The organism is Microcystis sp. (assembly GCF_048564745.1).
In the GTDB taxonomy this organism is placed as follows: Bacteria; Cyanobacteriota; Cyanobacteriia; order Cyanobacteriales; family Microcystaceae; genus Microcystis; species Microcystis ichthyoblabe_A.
Window position 1 is genome coordinate 35,339 of the sequence record NZ_JBLZRT010000030.1, and the last position, 21,978, is coordinate 57,316.

Sequence of the window (21,978 nt, forward strand, 5' to 3'; positions counted from 1 at the left end):
AAACTCTACTATCGTGGCATGGCAGAGCAAAACGACAGACCCAAAATTGGTCGTAGTGCCAGATTATTAGGGGTTAGACCTAATATCGATATAAACATTCAGCAAATGCCAGTAGGTTGCCTAGATGAACAAAGCTATTTGTTACCAGAGCCACAGCGTCAGTTGCATGGCGATCTTGTAACGGTTGCCATTAAGGACACAAAGGGAATGTCTGTTGCCCTATCCATTGAAGGTTTACCAGCATTTCGCAAACCTGCCAGTTTTGGTGGAACTGGCAAAGACCCTTTATGGCAAATTGACGATAGCCATATCACAGGGGATTTACAGGCTGTCCAAGATAGCCCAACTCACGTTAGCATCATGCCAAGAGTTACAATGGCTCTAGAAAAGTACGAGGCAGCATTGGCAAACACCCAAAAATATTGGGAAAAGGTTGATTAGTGGCATACACACAATGGGAGGCTATCAAAATGGCATGGATATTTAGTCTATCGGCAGAATGTGGTTCGGATGAGAGCAACGCCCATAAATTTGCTCAGCATTTTGAGGGAATATCATGGTTGCTGTCAACTGGTCGCCATTGCCAGTGTCACACAGATATATTCCAAGACATAGAAGAAAATTGGTGGTGTCGTGTTTCACCAAGTAATCTTAGCGAAGTGGGAATAGACAGCCCTGAAAGTGCATATTCAATGACAGAGTTAGGTATCTTACTATATCAGTCCCTACGATTTGCTCCCCCATTCCGTTATGCACTGGTTGGTGTTGAAGTCGATGAATTTAGAACTTACAGCGAGCTTATCGAAGAATCATCTAACTTATCTATCCCAGGACTGGTTTTAGCAAAACCACTCGAACAAGAGCTAGGAATATTGCCAGTATTGCGCCCCTTTAGTTCTAGTTATGTTTGGCAACCCTACGCAGGAGAAGTCTACAATCCGCTTATGGTATCCCAAAACTTAAAAAATAAGCTTAATGAACTGCTTAAGTTAACCTCACAAGCGAAGACGGCATAACTAGACCGTTACACTGCTCCCACTGTTAGTATGATCGCAATCTTGTAGGGTGCGTTCCCTAATGTGGCTCCTACCGCTCCACCAATAGATTTTAATGATATTTATCAATCTCAGGTGCGCCCCCAAGTCGAGGAGGGCAATCATGGGAAGATTGTAGCAATCAACATTGAAACAGGGGTTTTTGAAGTGGCAAAAGACAGCCTCACAGCTTTCGATCAACTTTTAGCCCGATTGACCGATGCTCAAATTTGGTTCGTAAGAATCGGACATCGAGCAGTTCATCGAGTCGGTTTGATTGGGGCAAATTTATTTCAATGATTATAGGCAACGTCAATGCTAATCGTGAGGCAATTATTCAGATTGCAGTTCTAGAGGATTATAAAAATATTTGCCGTCGCACTCCAGCCCATCGCGGCTGAGTTCAACCGTTATCGAGAAAAATAGTTAAATCCCGTCAAATTCCCCTAAAACTTTCACCTCTGGTTCTAACCAGAGGGACCAGCGATCGAACACTTGTTCCTGCACATGACGAATTAAACGCAGAATATCCGAGGCTTTTGCTGAACCAATATTCAGGATAAAATTAGCGTGTAATTCTGATACTTGCGCCCCACCAATTTGATAACCTTTTAATCCCATTTCCTCAATTAAAGCCCCGGCAAATTGCGGTTTAGGATTGCGGAAAACACTACCACAACTAGGACGATCATAGGGTTGGGTATTTTTGCGATGGCGTAAATTATGGGTAGTAATTGCCATTATTTCCTCGCAATTATCGGTAGCTTCTAACTGAAATGTGGCTTCGACAACTAAACGTTGATTCCCTTGCAGAGAAGAACTGCGATAACTATAATTTAAATCTTCTTTGCTTAAAGTTTCTAACTGACCATCGGGATTTAATACCAGCGCCCGCACTAATCGATCCGCCACACAGGAGGTATGTGCGCCCGCATTCATCACCACAGCACCCCCCACCGTACCGGGGATACCCACCGCCCATTCTAGGCCCCTCCAGCCCCTTTTTGCCGCTCTCCAAGCTATTTTTGGCAGGGGTTCCCCCGCCGCTGCTGTAATCGTAGCAGTTTCGGCATCAAAACAACTCGATCGCAGATGGCGAGTATTGAGGACAAGTCCGGGTAAACCTCGATCGCTGATTAGTAAATTTGAACCAGCCCCCAAAACAGTCAAGGGTAAATCTTGCGATCGCCACCAAGCGAACACTTCTCTTAATTCCTCTAGATTAACTGGTTCGGCATACCATTGCGCTCTTCCCCCCACCCGGTAGGAAGTGAAATCAGCTAGAGAAACAGAGGATTTAATCATAGGGTTTTAGGGGTTGGGGAGCATTTTCAGTGAACAGTAATCAGTAATCAGTAAACATAATAACTGATAACTGATAACTGATAACTGATAACTGAATCCTATACTCTAACTGCTAATTGTTCGCGGTAATGAGAGAGCATTTCGGGGATAACTTGATTGAGATTGCCAGCGCCGAGGAACAGAGCCAGATCCCCTGGTTGGAGAATTTCTAGCAGGAATTGACCTAAAGAACTCAATTCGGGGTGATAGTAGGCGTTTTTATGGTGTTTTCTCACCTGTTCAGCCACTTGCTGCCCAGTGACGTGATTGATATTCACTTCCCCGGCACTATAAATATCCGTTAAGACTACCACATCGGCGGAACTGAAAGCGGAGCCGAATTCCTCCAAAAAGGCAGTGGTGCGACTGTAGCGATGGGGTTGGAAAATAGCGATCGAACGTTGGTACTGTTTGCCTTCTACCTTCAATTTTGCCGCCGCTAAAGTGGCTAACAATTCGCTAGGATGGTGGGCATAATCATCGATAAAAGTAATGCCGTTTGCCTCTCCCTTGTGTTCAAAACGGCGTTTTGCCCCGGCAAAAGTAGCGATCGCATCGGCAATAACGGCAAATTCTAAACCGAGATAACGTCCGATGGCCACCACTGCCAAAGCATTACTAATATTATGTTGCCCGGGGATTTTCACTTCCATTTGTCCCAAATAACTGCCTTTTTCCCAGACGGAAGCTTTCATCATTCCCTGTTCATAGATAATCTCGCTGACGGTGTAATCCGCACCTTTTTCGGGATCGAGACTATAACTAATCGTGGGACGGAAATGCTCGGCGATCGTGTCACAATCTAAACAAGCGACTAAAATCTGGCACTGATGGGCGAATTCATGGAAAGTATCGATAACTTCGCTTAAATTATGGTAATGATCCGGGTGATCTAGCTCAATATTAGTGATTACGCCGATTTTCGGGGCGTGCTTGGTTAGGGAACCATCGGACTCATCGGCCTCTGCCACTAAAAAACGACCTTGACCAAGACGAGCGTTACCTTCCCAAGCGTCCACCTCACCACCGACAATGATCGTGGGGTCTAATCCCGCTTCTAACAAAACGTAACCGATTAAGCTGCTAGTGGTGGTTTTGCCGTGGGTTCCAGCAACGGCTATACTGTCATAATCAGCGATTAAAGCCGCTAAAACGTCGCTACGGTGAAAAATTGGGTATCCTAAGTCTCTGGCCGCTTGATATTCCTTGTTATGGTCATTAATCGCCGTGGAGCAGATTACTTGCGGAACTGTTTGGCTACTGTTTTGAAGGCCAGGAGAATGAAATAAAGCTAAATTATTTGCCTCTTGACGGTGGAAAATCTGCGCTCCCGCTCCCTGTAGCCGTTGGGTGATATGAGTAGGACGTAAATCGGAGCCAGACACGGGTAAATTGCGTTTGGCTAAGATATAAGCGAGGGCTGACATCCCAATGCCGCCAATACCGATAAAATGGAAAGGTTGGCCGTTAAAATTAACTTTTTTCACTTTTTTCACTCCTCAAACCCACGATTATATAAGTTTTAAACTCGATCGGTAGTAAAGTCAACCTCATGATAGGGGCATTTGAGCAGAATGCCAAAATGTTGCCCAGTCTCCTTGCACAATCCTTGACGCAGAATTAAAATTTTTTCTCCCAATTCCTTTTTTTACCCAGCTTTGCCAAACGTCCCAAAAATCGGTAAAACCCTACACCCCACAAGCTGCCCCCACGAACCTAATTAGGGCAGCCATTCTAGTAAAATTCCCACGGAGCTATCTTTACGAGCGCGGGAATTTTGGGCTTGAATATCGGCAGCTAAACGTAAATTAGAGGTAATCGCATAACCAAGAGAAAGAGTAGTTAATCCCACCTCGTTATCACCACCGGGGGAGATAAAACTCTGACTAACGGTGATATCTGCGGCTCCCGTGCGAGAAAGGGCTAATTTGAGCTTTAATCCTAAGTTAAGCCCATCGGTGCTGTAATTTCCTGTTTGAATGTAACGATAGCCCACCATGGGAGCTAGATTGACATAATCACCCAAAGGGAGGAGATAGTATTGTAAATTTCCTCCTATTGCCGTCCTTTTGCCGTTAAAAGCCGTCTGATAATCGCCGCTTAGGGTTAAACTGGTTTGACCGAAAAACACATCTTCTACCCCCAAAATCACGCCACTGGAATTATCGCTAGAAGGAAACTCTGCATATCCTAAACGGATACGAGTGCGAAAACTAGGATCGCGGCGAATATCTTCGGCGATATCGGGTATTTTTTCTAACCAACGCTCTAAAACCGGGCTTTCTTGCCGAATTTTCGGATCTAGGTCTAAATCCGTTTCTGCCCACACAGCACCACTCGCCCCCCATAATAAACTAAGAGCGATCGCATTTACAGAACAGCAAGAGAGCTTAAACATGATCTGCATTATACCCAAGGAGGCAGGGGGCAAGAGGCAAGAGGCAAGAGAAAGAATCTGGCAATAAAGCTTTTAGCTTAACAAATTACTGGTTACTGTTTACTGATCACTGAAAAGCCGGCACTCCCCCAAAGGTTACAATAAAAGAAAGATCAGATTCCCCGTTATTCTTGAGAGGACGGGGGGCAGTAGGAGCAGCAATAGTGGTTAGAATATTAAAACTTTCGCAATTAAGTAGCGCGGAACGGGCAAAACTTCAGAAAAGAGCCGAGTTAGATATTGATAACGCCCTCAAAGTCGCTCAAACGGTGATAGAAACCATCCGCGAGCGGGGGGATGCCGGCGTTGTGGACTATGTGCGGCGTTTTGACTACGAAGGTGCGACGGTAGAAAATATCAAAGTCAGCGAGGCAGAATTTGAGCAGGCTTTTCAGTTAATTGAACCGGAAGTAAAAACTGCCATTCAACAGGCTTTCCGGAATATTCAAGAGGTACATCGTCGCCAAATGCCGGAAGAAACACTACTGGCAGAAATTGAACCAGGTGTCTTTGCCGGCGAAAAAATCTCTCCTATCCCCAATGTGGGTTTATACGTTCCCCGGGGCCGCGGTGCTTTTCCCTCGATGATGTTAATGTTAGCCATCCCGGCAATGGTGGCAGGAGTGGAAAGAGTGGTGGTTTGCACTCCCCCCGATAAACAGGGCAACGTGGAGCCGGTTTCTCTGGTGGCGGCACGCATGGCTGGAGTCAGAGAAATTTATAAGTTAGGGGGCGTACAAGCGATCGCCGCTTTGGCTTTGGGAACAAAAAATATTAAAAGGGTTGACAAAATTACCGGTCCGTGCAGCGTCTATGGGGCGGCGGCCAAGCGGTTACTGTTCGGTACTGTGGATGTGGGTTTGCCGGCAGGTCCAAGTGAGTCGATAGTTTTGGCCGATGAGTCCACCGATGCCCGTTTAGCGGCCTTGGATTTATTAATTGAAGCGGAACACGGGGCGGATTCGGCGGCTTTATTAGTCACCCACTGTGAAGATTTGGCGATCTCTGCTAGTGAATATGCACAGGAATACCTGCAAAAACTCCCGGATTGGCGACGGGAATTCTGTGAGGCGGGTTTAGCCGCCTATGGGGGCATAATTTTAACCGATAGTTTGCAGCAATCCCTCGATTTTGTCAATGAGTACGCCCCAGAACATCTAGAGGTTTTAGTTAGTAATCCTTTTGCCATTCTGGGCAAGATTAAAAATGCTGGCGAAATTCTCTTGGGAAATCATACTCCTTCCTCTATGGCTACCTACGCCATCGGAGTCAATGCTGTGCTGCCGACAGGAAGTTTTGCCCGTTCCTATTCGGCGGTTTCGGTTTATGATTTTCTCAAGCGCTCCACTTTGGCTTATGTCACCCCTGAAGGCTTTGAAAAGTTAAAAGAAACCACGAAAACTTTAGCCGAGTACGAAGGTTTTCCCGCCCATAAATTAGCAATTCAACACAGGGAAATTTTACTCTAAATACAGGGAATAGGAAACAGGGAATAACTTAGATATGTAGGCAAGCTTATTTTTTAAATTCAGAACGTAGGTTGGGCTTCGGCCGTGAGCTCAGCCGAACGGTTGAAGCATGAAAACCAACGCCCGCATGGGTTACGCTACCGCTAACCCATCCTACAAATAATTGTGCCTCCCTACTTAAAACACCTGAAGAAATTGCTAAAACTTACTCATCTTTGAGCTTAGAACAAGTTTATGCAACAATTTTGTACTGTTTGCATGAGCAAGAAAAAATAACCAATTATTTAACCGAATTGTCTAAGGTGTAATCAGCAAGACTGAGGGAAAGTAAGTTCGGTAGCGGTTGACATCTCTCGTTAGTAGGGGCATGGCAGTGACAGCAGCGTGAGCGCCGATGTAGAAATCCGGTAAGGGAGAACGTCGCTCACCTCCACGACGACGATATTCCAAAAAGCTTTGTCCTGCTAAAAAAGCTGCAGCATAGGGTAAAGAATCTCGGCGAAAGAAGTCTTCTGGTAGGGCTGCTTCTACCTCCTCGGGTTGATTAAACCCGATTGAGATTTCTGCATAAATAATTGGGTTAATCACTAAATTTCCTTGCTCCGCATAGTTTGTGAGCATTTGAGCCGACCACTCAAACCATTGCGGGTCTTCGGTTACAACATCAAGAATGACGTTGCTATCTACCAGAATGTCGGTCATGAGTCACGGGTCGCTTGCATGATGTCGTTGGTTGTTAGACGGCTAGTTGCTTTGCCACGGATAGCGGCAATCAGTTGCTTTCCCCGGCTTAGGGTTCTAGGCTTGCGAATTTGCAAGATATCCCCAATCACTTCCAGCTGGATTTCTGTACCGGGTAACAACCCAAGCTTTTCTTGAATATCAGGGGGAATAGTGATTTGTCCGTTAGGGCTAATTTTCATGGTGTTTTTCTGCATATACTAACAAATAATCGGAAGAGTCAGTGCCACTGGCTGCTTGACCCCCCCCCAAACGTTTACCTGGGAATAACTCTGATTTATTATCCTGTCTCCTATCTGCTACTATGATAAGAGCAGAGAATCAGGCAAGCATTTTATGAAAAAAGTACTTGTTATTTTAATTCTGTCTTTTCTGAGCGAACAAATATCAATAAAATCACCAATTTCTGGCAATCAAACCCTCAATAATTTAGCCGTAGCTAACAACAATAATCGTCCCACTCCCCAGAAAAAACCTAGTCCTTCTCCACAGTTTCGGTGCGATGGTAGAACTCACTGTTCCCAGATGACCTCCTGTGCAGAAGCGACTTTTTTCTTGAGAAATTGCCCCAATGTCAAAATGGATGGAGACGGTGATGGAGTTCCCTGTGAAAGTCAATGGTGTGGAAAAAAATCCTCAGAAAAATGTTTGGAAAGTTCTCAAAATAACTAATTTTGGTTCCTCACCCCAATTCTCTCATTTAAAGAATCGGGGTAGAAACAATTAAGAAGCAGTAATCACGGGAGAATTAAGATATTGATAATTCCAGTCCGATTGTTGCCAAACGCGACCATCAAGGGCAATTTGTTCGATTAAACTAGCTAATCGTAAAGCTTTTAAAGCTTGTTCCCCACCGACAGAAGGTTGGTCCCCACCGCGCACACAATGAACAAAATGTTCTAATTCCGCGTGTAGGGGTTCAATATTACTGGTATAAACTTTTTCAATTAAACCATCTTGACGGTAGAGAACTTGACCGTAATCGGTGCTATAGTTAGCGGTGGTTTGCCGGTGAATGAGAATTTCATTATTGAGAAAATCCGCTTCCGTGAGAGAATTTTTACAGTGGGCCGCTAAACGGCGAATCTTGCGATGAGTCACCTTACTAGCGGTTAAATTAGCCACTACTCCATTACTAAAACCAAGGGTTGCAGTGACATAATCGAGATAACCGGAATCAGTGGCAGCGCGACTACCACTAGCGGTTAATTTCACCACGGGAGCCGAGACTAATTCTAAAATTAAATCTATATCGTGGATCATTAAATCTAACACCACCGACACATCATTAGCGCGTTGGGAATAGGGACTCATGCGATGGGATTCAATCGCTAAAATCTCCTCGGTTTTCAAGACCTTCGATAACTCTTGAAAAGCGGGATTAAAACGCTCGATATGACCCACTTGCAGAATACAATCGTGATCGGCTGCCGCATTGACTAAAGATTCCGCTTCACTAATACTAGCAGCGATCGGTTTCTCGATCAAGGTATGTACTCCCGCTTGCAGACAGTCCATCCCGACTCGATGGTGTAACCGCGTGGGGACAGCGATACAAACCGCATCTACCCTGGGTAAGAGATCTAAATAATTTTCAAAAAAACGGACTCGGTATTTACTGGCAGTTTCCAGACCCTTTTCGACGTTGACATCGGCCACCCCGACGAATTCCACGTCTTTTAATAAACTCAGGATGCGACTATGGTGTTGTCCCATGTTACCGACCCCGATAACCCCGACTTTAATCGGTTTGAGTTGATTTCTGTTACCCGGAAAGTTTGCTGGTTGATTGGACATGAATTTTAGACTCCTGTGTTCACACTCCTCACACCACTTGATTAAATTAATCAAGCTGATTTTGTCGATGAATTACCAAGATGGTATCATGGTTATCCAGATTCTGACACGATGTCGGTGTCAATGGGGGTTCTGAGAAGATTTTCTGATTTCATCTCGCGGTTTTTACTCCCAAATGCTTATCAAAACATCGTCCCTGAGTAGCGAGGACTACATTCGGCTAAATTTTAACTATGGACAATTCAACGGATTTTAACTCCTTACGGGGATTAAGTGTTTTTTTGCTAGGAATGATGGGATCTGGCAAATCCACCCTGGGAGAGTTGCTTTCCCGACGGTTACAATATCGTTTTTTTGATACAGATATATTAATAGAAAGGGTCGCGGGAAAGAAAATCAGGGAAATTTTTGCCGACGAGGGAGAAGCGACTTTTCGGGAGTTAGAAACCCAAGTTTTAGCCGAATTATCCTCTCTGACTAAAACTGTGATTGCCACCGGGGGAGGGATGGTTTTAAAACCGATGAATTGGAGTTATCTTCGTCACGGTTTAATGATTTGGTTAGATGTTCCTCTCGAAGTCTTGGTTAAACGTTTAAAAAAAGATACCTCTCGTCCCTTGCTTCAGTCCACTGATTTAGAAAGTAAACTGGAATTATTATTAGAACAAAGACGAGGACTTTATGCAGAAGCAGATCTTCGGATTATTGTTTCTGACCTAGATAGACCTACTGATATCGTTGAGAAAATTTTAACAGCAATACCGACGGTGATTAAAGATTTTCATCCAGAAAGGAATAATAACTAATGATAGCAGCTTCAATTTTTGATTTACCTGAACTAATTCCCGACCGAGAAATTCTGGAAATTTTGGACCAAAGTCAGGCTATTCGTCTGGAAAGAATTATTTCCACTGGTCAAACCACTCCCCGGGGTCAATGGTACGATCAATCTGAGTTTGAATGGGTGATTTTATTACAGGGATTTGCTGAGATTAGTTATGAAGATGGCAGCCAAGTTAATCTGCAAGCGGGGGATTATCTCCTGATTCCTCCTCACCAAAAACATCGCGTCGAATTTACTAGCAATAATCCCCCTTGTATTTGGTTAGCTATCCATTATCGCTAGTAAGTAGGTAGGTGTTAAAAGTTGTCAGACACCCCCCTTATCAAGGGTGGATTAAGGGTAGGGTTGATTCATGAATCAACCCTACTATGAATCAACCCTAGTATTAAGGGGGGATTAAGGGAGGATCGAAGCTAAAATCCATTTTTAATTTAATTATAACCAGCTACTTAAAATATAGTTTCTAACTATTGCCAGCGATCGAATAAATCGGTTAAAACTAGATTAGAAAACAAAAAACCTTCGGGGTCGCTTAATCTGACCCTGCTATCCCCCTCAATTATTACTAAATTACGCTGTTTATGCGGCTCTAAAACCTCTAAAATTGCTTTTTTGATTTCCGAACCAAAATTAGCTTCAATCGCAGGTAAACTCACCCCTGACCCTAACCTTAACCCTAGCATTAAGGTTTCGAGAAGATCATCAATCAAGCTATTTTTCTCCACGTCAATCTGACAGCCTTCTTTTACCCAAGCGAAATAGTCGCGACTTTTGCGCGGACGGGTAAAACGTTGTTGATGAAGATAACTAGCAGCCCCCATACCAAAGCCATAATAGGGACGATTTTCCCAGTAAACTCGATTATGTCGGCATTGATAACCCGGTTTAGCATAGTTAGAAATCTCGTAATGTTGATAACCGGCTAAAGCTAGTTTTTCACCGGCTAAAACATACATTTTCGCCGTGGTTTCATCATCGGGTAAGGGTTTTTTTCCCGGTTGATACTGTTTACCGAAAGGAGTAACCGCTTCTAAGACCAAATCGTAACAGGAAAGATGGGCCGGTTGCAGTTCGATCGCTTTTTCTAGGGAATTTTCCCAATCTGTCAGGGTTTGTTGTGGCAATCCCGAAATCAAATCCAAACTATAGTTAACTATTCCCAATCCCTGAATTAATTCCACTGCCTGATAGATATCCTTAACGGTATGCGATCGACCAGAAACCTGTAATAATGGTTCTTGAAAAGCCTGTACTCCTAGACTAACCCGATTGACTCCCGCGCTAACATAACCCTGTAATTGTTCTAAACTAAAGGTAGCTGGATCAATCTCCATAGAAATCTCTATATCAGCTGCAAAATCAAACTTTTTGGCTAAAGTATCCAGAATTGCTCTTAATAATTCCACCGGTAATAGGGAAGGAGTCCCCCCCCCAAAAAAAATCGTTTCTAGGGGTTTCCCCGTCCCCTGACTAAGGCTAATTTCTTCTTGTAATATTTCCACATACTCCACCACAGGGGGAAAAGTCGCCGGATTGGTGCGATTACCGACGACAAAAATCGGGAAATCACAGTAAAAACAGCGCCGACGACAAAAGGGAATATGAATATAAACCGAGGTTATGGGGTGAAAATAGGACATTACAGCAGTTATCAGTGAACAGTAATCAGTAATCAGTGAACTCATACAGCCTTTCTCGTCAAGGTGAGGTACAAACTAAGCCTTGCTAATCAAGTATTTTAGATGCAAGAACGAACCTCATCTATCTGAGAAACGCTGTAACTCCTATCTGATGACTGATAACTGATTCAAGGCTGACGGCTATAATTTCGTTTATCTTCGTTAAGATGTATTATGGCTGGGGAGAACATCTCCTAGAATGAAAGCAACTTTCCCGACACAAATTAGGAGAGGCCCACGGATATAATGTAAAAGTATCCATACTGATTATTTTCTACCGTCATTCCCCTCTATCCCCTCTGGTATTATCCCCATGCTTGATGCCGTCATAATTTTACTATTCGTCTTCGCTATTGCCAGTATTGGTTATAGTGGTGTGGACTTGCTGCCGGTTGCTGTCCAGTCGCAAATCAGCAATATTGAAGCTTTACGCTGGTTATCAGCGGGTTTTGCCTCAATTATTGGTTTAGCTCTTGGTTTAGTTGCCCAAACTACCTATCGTCGTCTAGAAACCCAAGTAAGACAAACTCCGATCGAAGTTATTTTAACCCGTTCCGTCGGTCTAGTTATCGGTTTGTTAATTGCTAATCTGATCCTAGCCCCGATTTTCTTCCTACCGATTCCCAGAGAATTCTCGTTTATTAAGCCGATAATCGCCATTTTAGGCAGTATTATGTTTTCCTATCTGGGGGTTAGTTTAGCAGATACCCACGGTCGCACTTTTTTGCGTCTGATTAACCCCAATAGTATGGAATCAATTCTAGTGGCAGAAGGGACCCTGCAAGCGGCCGCCACCAAAGTTGTGGACACCAGTTGTATTATCGATGGTCGTATCGAACAATTGTTAGACACGGGATTTATCGAAGGACAGATACTAATCCCCCAATTTATTCTTCAGGAATTGCAACAGTTAGCGGATGGCAGTAACGACCAAAAACGAGTCAGAGGAAGACGCGGATTAGACATCTTAAACCGGATGCAGCAAGAATTCCCCGAGCGCATTATCATTCATCCGGCCGATTATGAGGATATTAGCACCGTAGATGCTAAATTAGTCCATCTTGCCCAAGAAATTAACGCCACCTTGCTCACGAACGATTATAATCTCAGTAAAGTGGCCAATCTGCAAAAAGTCACCATCTTGAATGTCAACGATCTCGCCCAAGCAGTACGCCCGATCTACTTACCCGGGGATACTTTGGATCTGAAAATTCTCAAAGCAGGAAAAGAACCCACCCAAGGCATCGGTTATCTAGAAGATGGCACGATGGTGGTGGTAGAAGAAGGAAAAGATTATCTAGGGGGAGAATTGCGGGTAGTGGTGACATCTGCACTGCAAACCTCGGCCGGACGGATGATTTTTGCTAAACCCCAAAATTCCCTAATTGCCTAAAGGTAATAAAACCCAAAAAAGCCTCAAATACAGAGCCAGAGGGGATTGTATTTGAGGTATTTTATTTTTTAAGGGAAGTTAAGTCACCAATCGAACTATCTAGCCAATTGATACCTAATTAAGCTGGTTTATTGATTACAGCCATGGACTGACGAGCAAAACCGAAATAACTATCCCAGAATTGTTTCTGACTATCGAGGGCAACTTTGGTGGCGGTTTCTTGGGCGGTTAGGTAGGATTTCACCCATTCTTGTTGATATTCGAGGGATTTAACCAAAGTTTCCGGAAACTCAAACACTGGTGTAGTCGTGGGAAGACCATTACCCCAAGCGGACAGAAGCATTTTCTGCCATTCGGCTAGGTATTTTTGGTATTCCTCAAGATAATTGGTGTTCATAGAAGTCAAACCGCTAACTAGCCCATCTGGAAGGAGATGGTGAGAAAGTGGGGCGGTGTTGCCACCTTCTCGAAAGCAAAAACCGTGACGAGATAAAATATAATATTCCATCCCTTTCTTATATTATAACCTGAGTTTGTGATCGGCCCAAATCTTCATGCGATCGCGTTCAGCCCAGCCCTATTTTTTTGGTGACTCGGAACTGACGCTAAAATAGTCCTACTCTAGCCATTTTCTCCCAACTATGATCGATCGCCCTATTCATGTAATTGGTGGAGGATTAGCGGGGACTGAGGCGGCGTGGCAGATAGCCCAAGCAGGTATTCCCGTGATCCTGTACGAAATGCGCCCAATTCGCTCTAGTCCCGCCCACCATAGCCAATTTTTAGCCGAATTAGTCTGTAGTAACTCCTTTGGTGCCATGGCAGTGGATCGCGCCACCGGGTTACTCCATGAAGAATTACGACGCTTAAATTCTCTAGTTATTGCCCAGGCCGATCAGCACAGTGTCCCCGCAGGAGGGGCTTTAGCGGTTGATCGGGGGGTCTTTAGTCGAAATTTGACGGAAATCTTGGCTAACCACCCTCTAGTCACCTTAAAACGTCAGGAGATCACGGAAATTCCCCGGGATGGTATCGTCGTTTTAACCACTGGACCGTTAACCAGTGCTGCTTTAGCCGCAGATTTGCAAAATTTTGCCGGTCTGGACTATCTGAGCTTTTTTGATGCCGCTAGTCCGATTATTCTGGGGGAATCGATTGATCGATCGATCGCTTTTCTGGCCTCCCGTTACGATAAAGGTGAGGCCGCCTATCTCAATTGTCCCATGGATCGGGAACAATACCTGCACTTCTGGCAAGAGTTAAAACAGGCAGAACAAGCAGAATTAAAGGATTTTGAGCGAGAAAATGCCAAATTTTTCGAGGCTTGTCTGCCAATCGAAGAATTAGCCTGTCGGGGAGAGGATACCATGCGTTTTGGTCCCCTGAAACCGGTGGGATTAGCGGATCCCAGATATCCGGATCAACGTCCCTACGCAGTTATACAGTTGCGAATGGAAGATAAAGCGGGCCAATTGTGGAATATGGTGGGATTTCAAACTAATTTAAAATGGGGTGAACAAACACGGGTTTTCCGTCTGATTCCGGGGTTAGAAAAGGCCGAATTTGTCCGCATGGGGGTGATGCACAAAAACACCTTTATCAATTCTCCCCAGTTATTATCCTCCAGTCTCCAGTTTAAATCGCGACCGACGCTATTAGCGGCAGGACAGTTAATCGGCACGGAAGGCTATACGGCCGCGGCTGCTGGGGGATGGTTAGCGGGAACTAATGCCGCTCGTTTAGCTTTAGGATTAGAAACGGTGACATTGCCAACCACAACTATGATGGGGTCATTATTTGAGTTTATCAGCAGTGCCGAACCGAAACATTTTCAACCGATGCCGCCAAATTTTGGCATTTTGCCGAATTTTACCAGAAAAATCCGCAATAAACGGGAACGTTACGGTCAATATGCCGATCGCTCTTTGCAGGATTTAGAAGCATGGTTGAATCAGTTAAAAACTCCCTGTCTCGTCTAACTGTCAATCGCTAATCGATCGCCCATAATAGAGAAGGAAACTATTTCTTTCTCTATCGCTATGCCAAACCCCGATTTTTTCCCTCCCCAATCCTACAGTCAAGAGGATGTGCAGGAAATTCTCTATTTGGCTATCTCCCGTCAAGGGGATAAGGGAGAAATTACCCGTCAACAGTTGTTAGAAATTGCCGACGATTTAGCTATTGAAGTTAAAGACTTAGAAGCGGCGGAAAAGGACTGGCAAGAGTCAAAAATGGTCAGTTATAAACGGCAAGAATTCGATCGCTTTCGTCGCGAGGAGCTAAAAAATAAAACCGTTCGCTATCTGATTATTAATAGTTTTTTTATTATCATTAATTTAATTAGTGCTGGAACAATTTCTTGGGCAATTTATATCTTTTTGCTGATGGGTTTACCTCTTTCTCTCTCGGCTTGGAAAACTTTCCAAAATCAAGGAATTGCCTACGAAGAGGCATTTAAACGCTGGAAAATTAAGGAGGAAATGAAAGAGTCTTTTACCAATCTTTGGACACAAGTTAAAAAGTTTTTACAGTTTTAATACTGTTGAAAAAGGAAGATTTTTAAGGGGAAAACTCTCTTCTAAAATCGGGCGTTACTTTCGATTTTTTCCCTCAATCCAAGCTTTTGGGGGGTTCTACCCCCCAAACCCCCCGTTGGGGGCGTGGCGCGGCCACTGAGCCTGTCGAAGTGCCGCCCCCAAACCCCCCGCGCATTAGTTTTTCGGTGGGATGCTTACACGCGATTGTTCATATATTTGTACCAGTTTAAGAGTCACTGATAATTGCTGATTATCGGTGTTTCTGCAAATGTGAAATGCAGCCTTTTTGTGAACCACAGAGACACAAAGGACACAAAGTTGAGTTTTCCACGACTACTTACCGTCATCAAAAATATCTAACTGCTGCAGAGAGGGGGAATTATCCGACTTAACCGGTTTAATTTTCTTAATTCCCTGACGCAAACCGATGGCAATTTTACTATGTTTTTCGATTTGACCCATCACCTGCATGGCACGATCGATCACAGAAGCTGGTAAACCGGCTAATCTTCCCGCTTCGATACCATAGGATTTATCTGCGCCTCCCGGTCGTACTTGGTGCAAAAATACTATCTCATGGGGTAATTCTTTGACCGTTACCTGATAATTAGCCACATTCTCTAAAATTGAAGCTAATTCGTTTAGTTCGTGGTAGTGAGTGGCGAAAATCGTCCGCGATTGCAGTACCGTGGCTAAATACTCCGCTACAGACCAAGCTATGGATAAACCGTCAAAAGTGGCTGTCCCCCGGCCAATTTCGTCTAGTAATACTAATGATCTGTCTGTGGCGTGATTGAGAATATTGGCGGTTTCGTTCATTTCCACCATAAAGGTGGATTGGCCAGTAGCGAGGTCATCCACAGCCCCCACCCGGGTGAAAATGCGATCGCAGATGGAGATTTTGGCCGACTTTGCTGGGACAAAACTGCCGGTTTGGGCCAACAATTGAATTAATCCCACCTGTCGCAGATAACAACTTTTGCCACTAGCATTGGGACCGGTGAGAATAATCAAGTCGGGGTATTCTAAACCTTCCTGATTGCCCAAATTAATCGAATTCGGCACAAAAAAGCCGGCCCCAAGGGATTGTTCCACCACGGGATGACGACCATCTTTAATATCGATAAGACGACCATCGGCGATTTCTGGGCGACAATATCCCTGATAAACGGCGATTTCTGCCAATCCGGCCAACACATCTAAAGCGGCGACTTTTGTGGCTACTTCCCGGATTTCTGGGGAAAATTCGGCCACTTGACGGCGTAAATCGCTAAAAATCTCGTATTCTAATTTATTTAATTCATCTACTGCCGTCAGAATTATATTTTCTTTCTCCTTTAACTCGGTGGTGATATAACGTTCCTCATTGACTAAAGTTTGCTTACGCACATAATCTTTTGGGGCGAAATCGGCTTTACTGCGGGGTAAACTGATATAATAACCGAAAGTTTTGTTATAATTAACCTTAAGATTACTAATACCCGTTCTTTCTTTTTCTGTCGTCTCTAGATTCTTAAACCAATCGATTACTTCCTGATAGTCGCGCCGCAGGGCATCCAATTGGGCATCAATTCCCTCACGAATCACCCCCCCTTCCTTCAGATGCAGCGGAGGAGATTCCACCAGATGCGCTATCACCTGCTGGCCTAATTTTTCTAAATCGGCGGGAATTTGCTGTAAAGCTTTCAAATAGGGCGAATTTCCCGAAGCAACCAAAGCCGCTAAATCGGCTAATTTGACTAAAGATGCCGCTAGGGAAAGTAAATCGCGGGCGTTAGCCGTTCCTGCGCCAACACGACCGCTTAAACGTTCTATATCGTAGATTTCCCTTAATTTTTGCCGAATATCTTGGCGCAAGGAGGGATTATCCTTTAACTCTTGGATAGTATCCTGACGAGCGCGAATACCGCGAGAATCTAAGAGAGGTTGCAGTAACCAACGACGTAAAGCGCGACTACCCATGGCTGTACAGGTACGATCGATCGCCCATAATAGAGAACCATAGAAGCTACCATCGCGCACCGTTTGGGTAATTTCAAGGTTACGACGGGTTTGCCCATCTAAAATCAAAAATTCGGAGATAGAGTAGGTTTTTAAAGGTTGTAGGGGGACTTGATTGGCTTTTTGGGTATCTTCAATGTATTCTAATAAGCCCCCAGCTGCGCGAATAGCGAGGGGTAAATGTTCGCAGCCCATCCCCTCTAGGGAACGCATTTTATAGGTGATTAGGAGACGATTTTTCGCCTCTGTGAGAGTAAAGATATTTTGGGGACGGAGAGAATAACAAAAACTATCGGGTAAACAGGGGGGGAGATGGTCGGATTTTTCCCCGGGGCGCAAAATACGGTTTAAATCGGGGGCATTGATGGGAAAAAGGATTTCCGAGGGCTGTAAACGGCTTAATTCTAGGCTTAAAGCCGTTAAATCGCTGGCTTGGGTGGTGTAGAATTCTCCGGTGGAGATGTCTGCATAGGCTAATCCCCAATTTTCTCCGGTAATCACCACAGCAGCTAGAAAATTATTCTTTTTTGCGTTTAACATTCCCTCATCGGTGAGGGTTCCGGGGGTGAGCAGTTTGGTGATAGCGCGTTCTACGAGTCGTTTTTCGGCGGCTGCTTCCGTTGAATCCTCTACCTGGTCACAAATCGCCACTGCATAGCCTTTTTCCACCAATAAACGACTATAGCGCTCTAGGGCGTGGTGGGGAACCCCGGTCATGGCGACTCTCCCAATCCCTTTACCTCCCTCTTTGCTGGTGAGAACTAATTCCAATTCTCTGGAGATAATCACCGCATCCTGAAAGAAACACTCGAAAAAATCGCCCACACGATAGAGTAAAAGAGCATTGGGATAGGTTTCTTTTACCTCCACATAATGCTGGTACATGGGGGTGAGTTTATCGCGATCGAGTCCGCGATAATCACGATGGGGATCTTTATTGGTAGCCGGTGGTTCTAAGGGAAAATCCGAGGGGAGAGTCATGGGTGAAGGAAAGCTGGACAATTCTTTATTCAATTTAAGTAGGTAGGCGTTAAAAATTATCAGATGCCCCCCTTATTAAGGGGGGACTCAGGGGGGATCTCCCCGCCTATCGGCACCCCCCTTATCAAGGGGGGCAGGGGGGATCGAACTTAAAATCCATTTTTAATTTAATTATAACCAGCTACTTACCGCTCTTGAGAACCTACGATCAAAGAATCCCAATAGCCTAAGCTGCTGGTTCGCGTTATCCAACCCAGGGATTAATATCTGAGCTATCTGGGGAGATTTCGCGTCACTCCCCGTCCGAGAATTATATTTTTGTTAATAACAGTTATTTTTAAGGGGTGAGCTGCACTCTTTTGGTATAGAACTCGTCGGGATTAATTGAGGTGGTTATATCTTCTAAATCGAATTTTCGCAGGGTTTTATCTTTGGTATTGACCTGATAAACCAAACGATTAGTGATATCTAATCCAGTTAACCAATTACTGTGGGGATGATAAGCTCCCGTGTCGATATCTAACCAACCGGCACCGGCGACTAATTGCCCCGGACTTACCCCCGGAAAAGTAAAAGTAATCGTGTGGCCAGTGATAATTAATTTATCGCTAAAAAAAGGTTCTGGCATACTGTGGAATTCATCGCGGATCCAACAAAAATGAGTGGCATCTTGTTCTTCGAGGGGTAAATGGGGATAAACCCCGGCATGAACCAGCCAAATATCACCTAAATCGAGGTAAAGAGGCAAGGTTTTCAGCCAATCGATGTGATCTTGCGGTATTTTGTGGTTATAGCTCACGAGAGTGGCATGACCGCCACTATAAAGCCAAGCCGGCAACATTTCCCCCATCATTCCTTGCTTGCCCAACACTTCTAGCAGCATCTGTTCATGATTGCCCAATAGACAACGATAGCGGTGTTGACGGACAAATTCAACCACTTGGGCGCTATTGGGACCACGATCAATTAAATCGCCCAAGAAATAAACTGGTTCCTTTTCTTGAGGCGCGATTGCCTCCATTAGCTGCAAAAGAGCATCGTATTGACCGTGAACGTCACCGATGATGATTCGACGGGAGGACATGGTGGTAGAAGTTGGGTATCTGTGTTATTGTCCCTGGAGCGGGACTAATTCTAATATGCCCAGTTGAGAATTAAAAATTAACATTGATTTAGGGATTAGGGAAATGGGGAAATGGGGAAATGGGGAAATGGGGGAATCCAACTAAAACCCTAAAACCCCAACCCCCAACCCCCATCACCCAACACCTAACCGGTCTAAATGTTAAGTTAAGTATCGAAGAGCGTCCGTTTCATCACCCAGTAGTAATATAATCACTGAGTTATCAATTTTGATCCTTGAGTATGACTGCATTCACCACAACCCCCACCCTTGCCAATTTGCCGGCCAGTGACAGCCGTAGCCGCGTCAGTGAATTTATGAAATCCCTACAGGATGAAATTTGTCGGGGATTAGAAGAAGTGGATGGAAAAGCAAAATTTATCGAAGATAGTTGGCAACGGCCCGAAGGTGGCGGCGGACGTTCGCGAGTTTTGCGGGAAGGGGCAATTTTTGAACAAGCAGGGGTGAATTTTTCGGAAGTTTGGGGGAAAGAATTACCTCCTAGCATTGCCAAACAACGGCCCGAGGCTGCCGGTCATCAATTTTATGCCACGGGAACCTCGATGGTTTTACATCCTCGCAATCCTTATATTCCCACGGTTCACCTCAATTATCGCTATTTTGAAGCTGGCCCAGTTTGGTGGTTTGGCGGTGGTGCCGATTTAACTCCCTACTATGGGTTTGAAGAAGATGCTAGTCATTTTCATCGCACTTTTAAACAGGTTTGCGACCAACATCATCCCGAATATTATCCCGTTTTTAAACGCTGGTGTGATGAATATTTTTATCTCAATCATCGTCAGGAAGCCAGAGGCATCGGCGGGATTTTCTTTGATTACCAAGACGGTTTAGACCCTCTCTATCGGGGTCCTTTTGCCGAAAGTGATGCCGCTATCTATTCAGAAAAATTATCTCCCCAACAACCGCGCAACTGGGAAGAAATTTTTAGTTTCATTAATGACTGTGGCCGGGCTTTTCTACCCGCTTATGTTCCCATTGTCCAGAAACGGCGCTCGACGGAATACGGTGACAGAGAACGTCAGTTTCAACTCTATCGTCGCGGTCGTTATGTAGAATTTAATTTAGTTTATGATCGTGGCACAATTTTTGGGCTGCAAACTAACGGTCGTACCGAGTCGATTTTGATGTCTTTACCTCCTTTAGTCCGTTGGGAATACTGTTATCAACCTGCACCAAACACCCCAGAAGCAAAACTCTATGATGTCTTCCTAAAACCCCAAGATTGGGTTAATTGGCAAGGTTAAATCAGTTATCAGTTATCAGTTATCAGTTATCAGTTATCAGTTATCAGTTATCAGATTATAGTTTTAAGTGGACAGTGTTAGGTGAAAACTTCGCTAATTTCTTTTCACTGATTACTGTTCACTGAAAATACTTCCCAATTCATAATTCATAATTCATAATTCCCTTCTCCTTTTCTGGTTATCTGTCATTTGTCAAGTAAATAAATCTAAAAATTTTGGCTAATTTTTGGACACCTCTCCATACTCGTCTGGAAACCACAGTCAAAAAGGGACAATTACTACCTAAAAATGCGTCTCTGTTAGTGGCATTGTCGGGAGGTCAGGATTCTCTATGTTTAGGTCAATTATTGCTGGATTTGCGCTCTCGTTGGGGTTGGCAACTGGCGATCGCTCATTGTGATCACCGTTGGTCTTACGACCGAGGATTAGTGGATCATGTGCGGAAAATCGCCGAAATTTGGCAATTACCCGTTTATATTGCCACCGCACCCCCGATGGCGGAAACGGAAGCCAAGGCCCGACAATGGCGTTATCAAGCTTTACAAACAATCGCCCAAGAACAGGGTTTTAATTATCTTCTCACGGCACACACGAGGAGCGATCGAGCGGAAACTTTTCTTTATAATCTCATGCGCGGAGCCGGTAGTGATGGACTTTCTGCCTTAACTTGGTTGACAAGTTTAACCCCGGATATTTTTTTAGTCCGTCCCCTCTTAAATGTCACTCGCGGGGAAACTTTCGCTTTTTGTCAAAGTCGAGAATTACCGATCTGGTACGATCAAGCTAATGAGAATTTACGCTATGCTCGCAATCGCATCCGTCTGGAATTATTACCCTACCTGCAAACTAATTTAAATCCCCAAATTGAAAAACATCTCGCCCAAACTGCTGAAATTTTGGAAGCAGAAAGCGATTATTTAGATAGTATTGCCCGGGATATTTTTCGTCAGGTTATCGATCTAGATCAACAAAGACTCGATCGCTCCCCTTTACAAATTCTACCTCTAGCGATACAAAGACGAGTGATTCGTTTATTTTTAGCTCAATATTTACCCTCATCACCTAATTTTGCCGAAGTTGAGTCAGTGGTTAATCTTATTACTGGTGTTAATCGCGATGCCACTTCCTCCTTAACCGGCAAAATTCGGGTAGAAGTACAACAAAATTGGCTACATATCAGTGATCAGTGATCAGTTAAGTAGCTGGTTATAATTAAATTACAAATGGATTTTAGGTTCGATCCCCCCTGCCCCCCTTGATAAGGGGGGTGCCGATAGGCGGGGGGATCTGAAAGTTTTCAATACCTACCTACTTATCAGTTATCAGTGATCAG

The 21,978-nt window shown here is 44.4% G+C and carries 22 protein-coding genes; 12 read left to right on the top strand and 10 right to left on the bottom strand.

The features are described 5' to 3' along the window. Positions 1 to 18 precede the first annotated feature (18 nt). The 3 genes from ACOCD9_RS04900 to ACOCD9_RS04910 all read left to right on the top strand — a co-directional run bounded on the left by ACOCD9_RS04900 (position 19) and on the right by ACOCD9_RS04910 (position 1,334). Positions 19 to 441, top strand: coding sequence for a hypothetical protein (locus ACOCD9_RS04900; protein WP_287699843.1), 423 nt, complete (start codon positions 19 to 21; stop codon positions 439 to 441). Between the two features lie 29 nt (positions 442 to 470). Then, on the top strand, positions 471 to 1,016 hold the full coding sequence (locus tag ACOCD9_RS04905) for a hypothetical protein (protein ID WP_419546589.1): 546 nt from the start codon (positions 471 to 473) through the stop codon (positions 1,014 to 1,016). 63 nt (positions 1,017 to 1,079) lie between these two features. Continuing rightward, positions 1,080 to 1,334: a hypothetical protein gene (locus ACOCD9_RS04910; protein ID WP_104396587.1), complete on the top strand. Its 255-nt coding sequence runs from the start codon at positions 1,080 to 1,082 to the stop codon at positions 1,332 to 1,334. A 126-nt stretch (positions 1,335 to 1,460) separates the two neighbouring features. Here ACOCD9_RS04910 and murB read toward each other — a convergent pair whose 3' ends face one another. The 3 genes from murB to ACOCD9_RS04925 form a co-directional block, all read right to left on the bottom strand. Beyond that, positions 1,461 to 2,339: a UDP-N-acetylmuramate dehydrogenase gene (gene murB / locus ACOCD9_RS04915; RefSeq protein WP_287699842.1), complete on the bottom strand. Its 879-nt coding sequence runs from the start codon at positions 2,337 to 2,339 to the stop codon at positions 1,461 to 1,463. 98 nt (positions 2,340 to 2,437) lie between these two features. After that, positions 2,438 to 3,865, bottom strand: a complete 1,428-nt coding sequence (gene murC / locus ACOCD9_RS04920; protein ID WP_287699841.1) for a UDP-N-acetylmuramate--L-alanine ligase — start codon at positions 3,863 to 3,865, stop codon at positions 2,438 to 2,440. A gap of 233 nt (positions 3,866 to 4,098) precedes the next feature. Further along, complete coding sequence (locus tag ACOCD9_RS04925; protein WP_104396584.1) at positions 4,099 to 4,785, bottom strand: hypothetical protein; 687 nt, start codon at positions 4,783 to 4,785, stop codon at positions 4,099 to 4,101. Between the two features lie 194 nt (positions 4,786 to 4,979). Between ACOCD9_RS04925 and hisD the strand changes: the two genes are divergently transcribed. Further along, on the top strand, positions 4,980 to 6,284 hold the full coding sequence (gene hisD, locus ACOCD9_RS04930; protein ID WP_288136587.1) for a histidinol dehydrogenase: 1,305 nt from the start codon (positions 4,980 to 4,982) through the stop codon (positions 6,282 to 6,284). A gap of 297 nt (positions 6,285 to 6,581) precedes the next feature. Here hisD and ACOCD9_RS04935 read toward each other — a convergent pair whose 3' ends face one another. Then, entirely contained in the window at positions 6,582 to 6,986 is a 405-nt protein-coding gene (locus ACOCD9_RS04935) for a type II toxin-antitoxin system VapC family toxin (RefSeq protein ID WP_185241568.1), read from the bottom strand. Next, a complete protein-coding gene (locus ACOCD9_RS04940) occupies positions 6,983 to 7,207 on the bottom strand; it encodes an AbrB/MazE/SpoVT family DNA-binding domain-containing protein (RefSeq protein WP_223212298.1) in 225 nt (74 codons plus the stop codon). The genes ACOCD9_RS04935 and ACOCD9_RS04940 overlap by 4 nt, the downstream gene beginning before the upstream one ends. Before the next feature lie 154 nt (positions 7,208 to 7,361). On the opposite strand from ACOCD9_RS04940, the gene ACOCD9_RS04945 reads away from it, so the two are divergent. Then, a complete protein-coding gene (locus ACOCD9_RS04945; RefSeq protein ID WP_419546591.1) occupies positions 7,362 to 7,697 on the top strand; it encodes an excalibur calcium-binding domain-containing protein in 336 nt (111 codons plus the stop codon). A 51-nt stretch (positions 7,698 to 7,748) separates the two neighbouring features. Here ACOCD9_RS04945 and ACOCD9_RS04950 read toward each other — a convergent pair whose 3' ends face one another. Next, positions 7,749 to 8,822: a Gfo/Idh/MocA family oxidoreductase gene (locus ACOCD9_RS04950; protein ID WP_419546593.1), complete on the bottom strand. Its 1,074-nt coding sequence runs from the start codon at positions 8,820 to 8,822 to the stop codon at positions 7,749 to 7,751. Positions 8,823 to 9,055: 233 nt separating this feature from the next. On the opposite strand from ACOCD9_RS04950, the gene ACOCD9_RS04955 reads away from it, so the two are divergent. Beyond that, positions 9,056 to 9,628 carry a shikimate kinase gene (locus ACOCD9_RS04955; protein ID WP_419546594.1) on the top strand — a complete coding sequence of 191 codons (573 nt, stop codon included), beginning with the start codon at positions 9,056 to 9,058 and terminating at the stop codon, positions 9,626 to 9,628. Then, a complete protein-coding gene (locus tag ACOCD9_RS04960) occupies positions 9,628 to 9,948 on the top strand; it encodes a cupin domain-containing protein (protein WP_419546596.1) in 321 nt (106 codons plus the stop codon). The genes ACOCD9_RS04955 and ACOCD9_RS04960 overlap by 1 nt, the downstream gene beginning before the upstream one ends. Positions 9,949 to 10,133: 185 nt before the next feature. On the opposite strand, the gene hemW is transcribed toward ACOCD9_RS04960, so the two are convergent. Continuing rightward, positions 10,134 to 11,306 carry a radical SAM family heme chaperone HemW gene (hemW, locus tag ACOCD9_RS04965; RefSeq protein WP_419546597.1) on the bottom strand — a complete coding sequence of 391 codons (1,173 nt, stop codon included), beginning with the start codon at positions 11,304 to 11,306 and terminating at the stop codon, positions 10,134 to 10,136. A gap of 352 nt (positions 11,307 to 11,658) precedes the next feature. Between hemW and ACOCD9_RS04970 the strand changes: the two genes are divergently transcribed. Continuing rightward, positions 11,659 to 12,738, top strand: coding sequence for a PIN/TRAM domain-containing protein (locus tag ACOCD9_RS04970; protein ID WP_194018187.1), 1,080 nt, complete (start codon positions 11,659 to 11,661; stop codon positions 12,736 to 12,738). A gap of 118 nt (positions 12,739 to 12,856) precedes the next feature. On the opposite strand, the gene ACOCD9_RS04975 is transcribed toward ACOCD9_RS04970, so the two are convergent. Further along, positions 12,857 to 13,135: a hypothetical protein gene (locus ACOCD9_RS04975; protein ID WP_002736942.1), complete on the bottom strand. Its 279-nt coding sequence runs from the start codon at positions 13,133 to 13,135 to the stop codon at positions 12,857 to 12,859. Between the two features lie 244 nt (positions 13,136 to 13,379). On the opposite strand from ACOCD9_RS04975, the gene trmFO reads away from it, so the two are divergent. Further along, entirely contained in the window at positions 13,380 to 14,717 is a 1,338-nt protein-coding gene (gene trmFO / locus ACOCD9_RS04980) for an FADH(2)-oxidizing methylenetetrahydrofolate--tRNA-(uracil(54)-C(5))-methyltransferase TrmFO (RefSeq protein WP_024969897.1), read from the top strand. A 60-nt stretch (positions 14,718 to 14,777) separates the two neighbouring features. Continuing rightward, entirely contained in the window at positions 14,778 to 15,275 is a 498-nt protein-coding gene (locus ACOCD9_RS04985) for a 2TM domain-containing protein (protein WP_061433123.1), read from the top strand. A gap of 333 nt (positions 15,276 to 15,608) precedes the next feature. On the opposite strand, the gene mutS is transcribed toward ACOCD9_RS04985, so the two are convergent. Both mutS and ACOCD9_RS04995 read right to left on the bottom strand, forming a co-directional pair. Beyond that, positions 15,609 to 18,257 (bottom strand): DNA mismatch repair protein MutS, encoded by a 2,649-nt coding sequence (gene mutS, locus ACOCD9_RS04990; RefSeq protein ID WP_419546598.1) that lies wholly within the window; start codon positions 18,255 to 18,257, stop codon positions 15,609 to 15,611. Between the two features lie 337 nt (positions 18,258 to 18,594). Beyond that, entirely contained in the window at positions 18,595 to 19,341 is a 747-nt protein-coding gene (locus ACOCD9_RS04995; RefSeq protein ID WP_419546600.1) for a metallophosphoesterase family protein, read from the bottom strand. A gap of 281 nt (positions 19,342 to 19,622) precedes the next feature. Here ACOCD9_RS04995 and hemF point away from each other — a divergent pair, with 281 nt between their 5' ends. Further along, positions 19,623 to 20,645 carry an oxygen-dependent coproporphyrinogen oxidase gene (gene hemF / locus ACOCD9_RS05000; RefSeq protein WP_419546601.1) on the top strand — a complete coding sequence of 341 codons (1,023 nt, stop codon included), beginning with the start codon at positions 19,623 to 19,625 and terminating at the stop codon, positions 20,643 to 20,645. Positions 20,646 to 20,860: 215 nt separating this feature from the next. After that, on the top strand, positions 20,861 to 21,835 hold the full coding sequence (gene tilS, locus ACOCD9_RS05005) for a tRNA lysidine(34) synthetase TilS (RefSeq protein ID WP_419546603.1): 975 nt from the start codon (positions 20,861 to 20,863) through the stop codon (positions 21,833 to 21,835). Positions 21,836 to 21,978 lie beyond the last annotated feature (143 nt).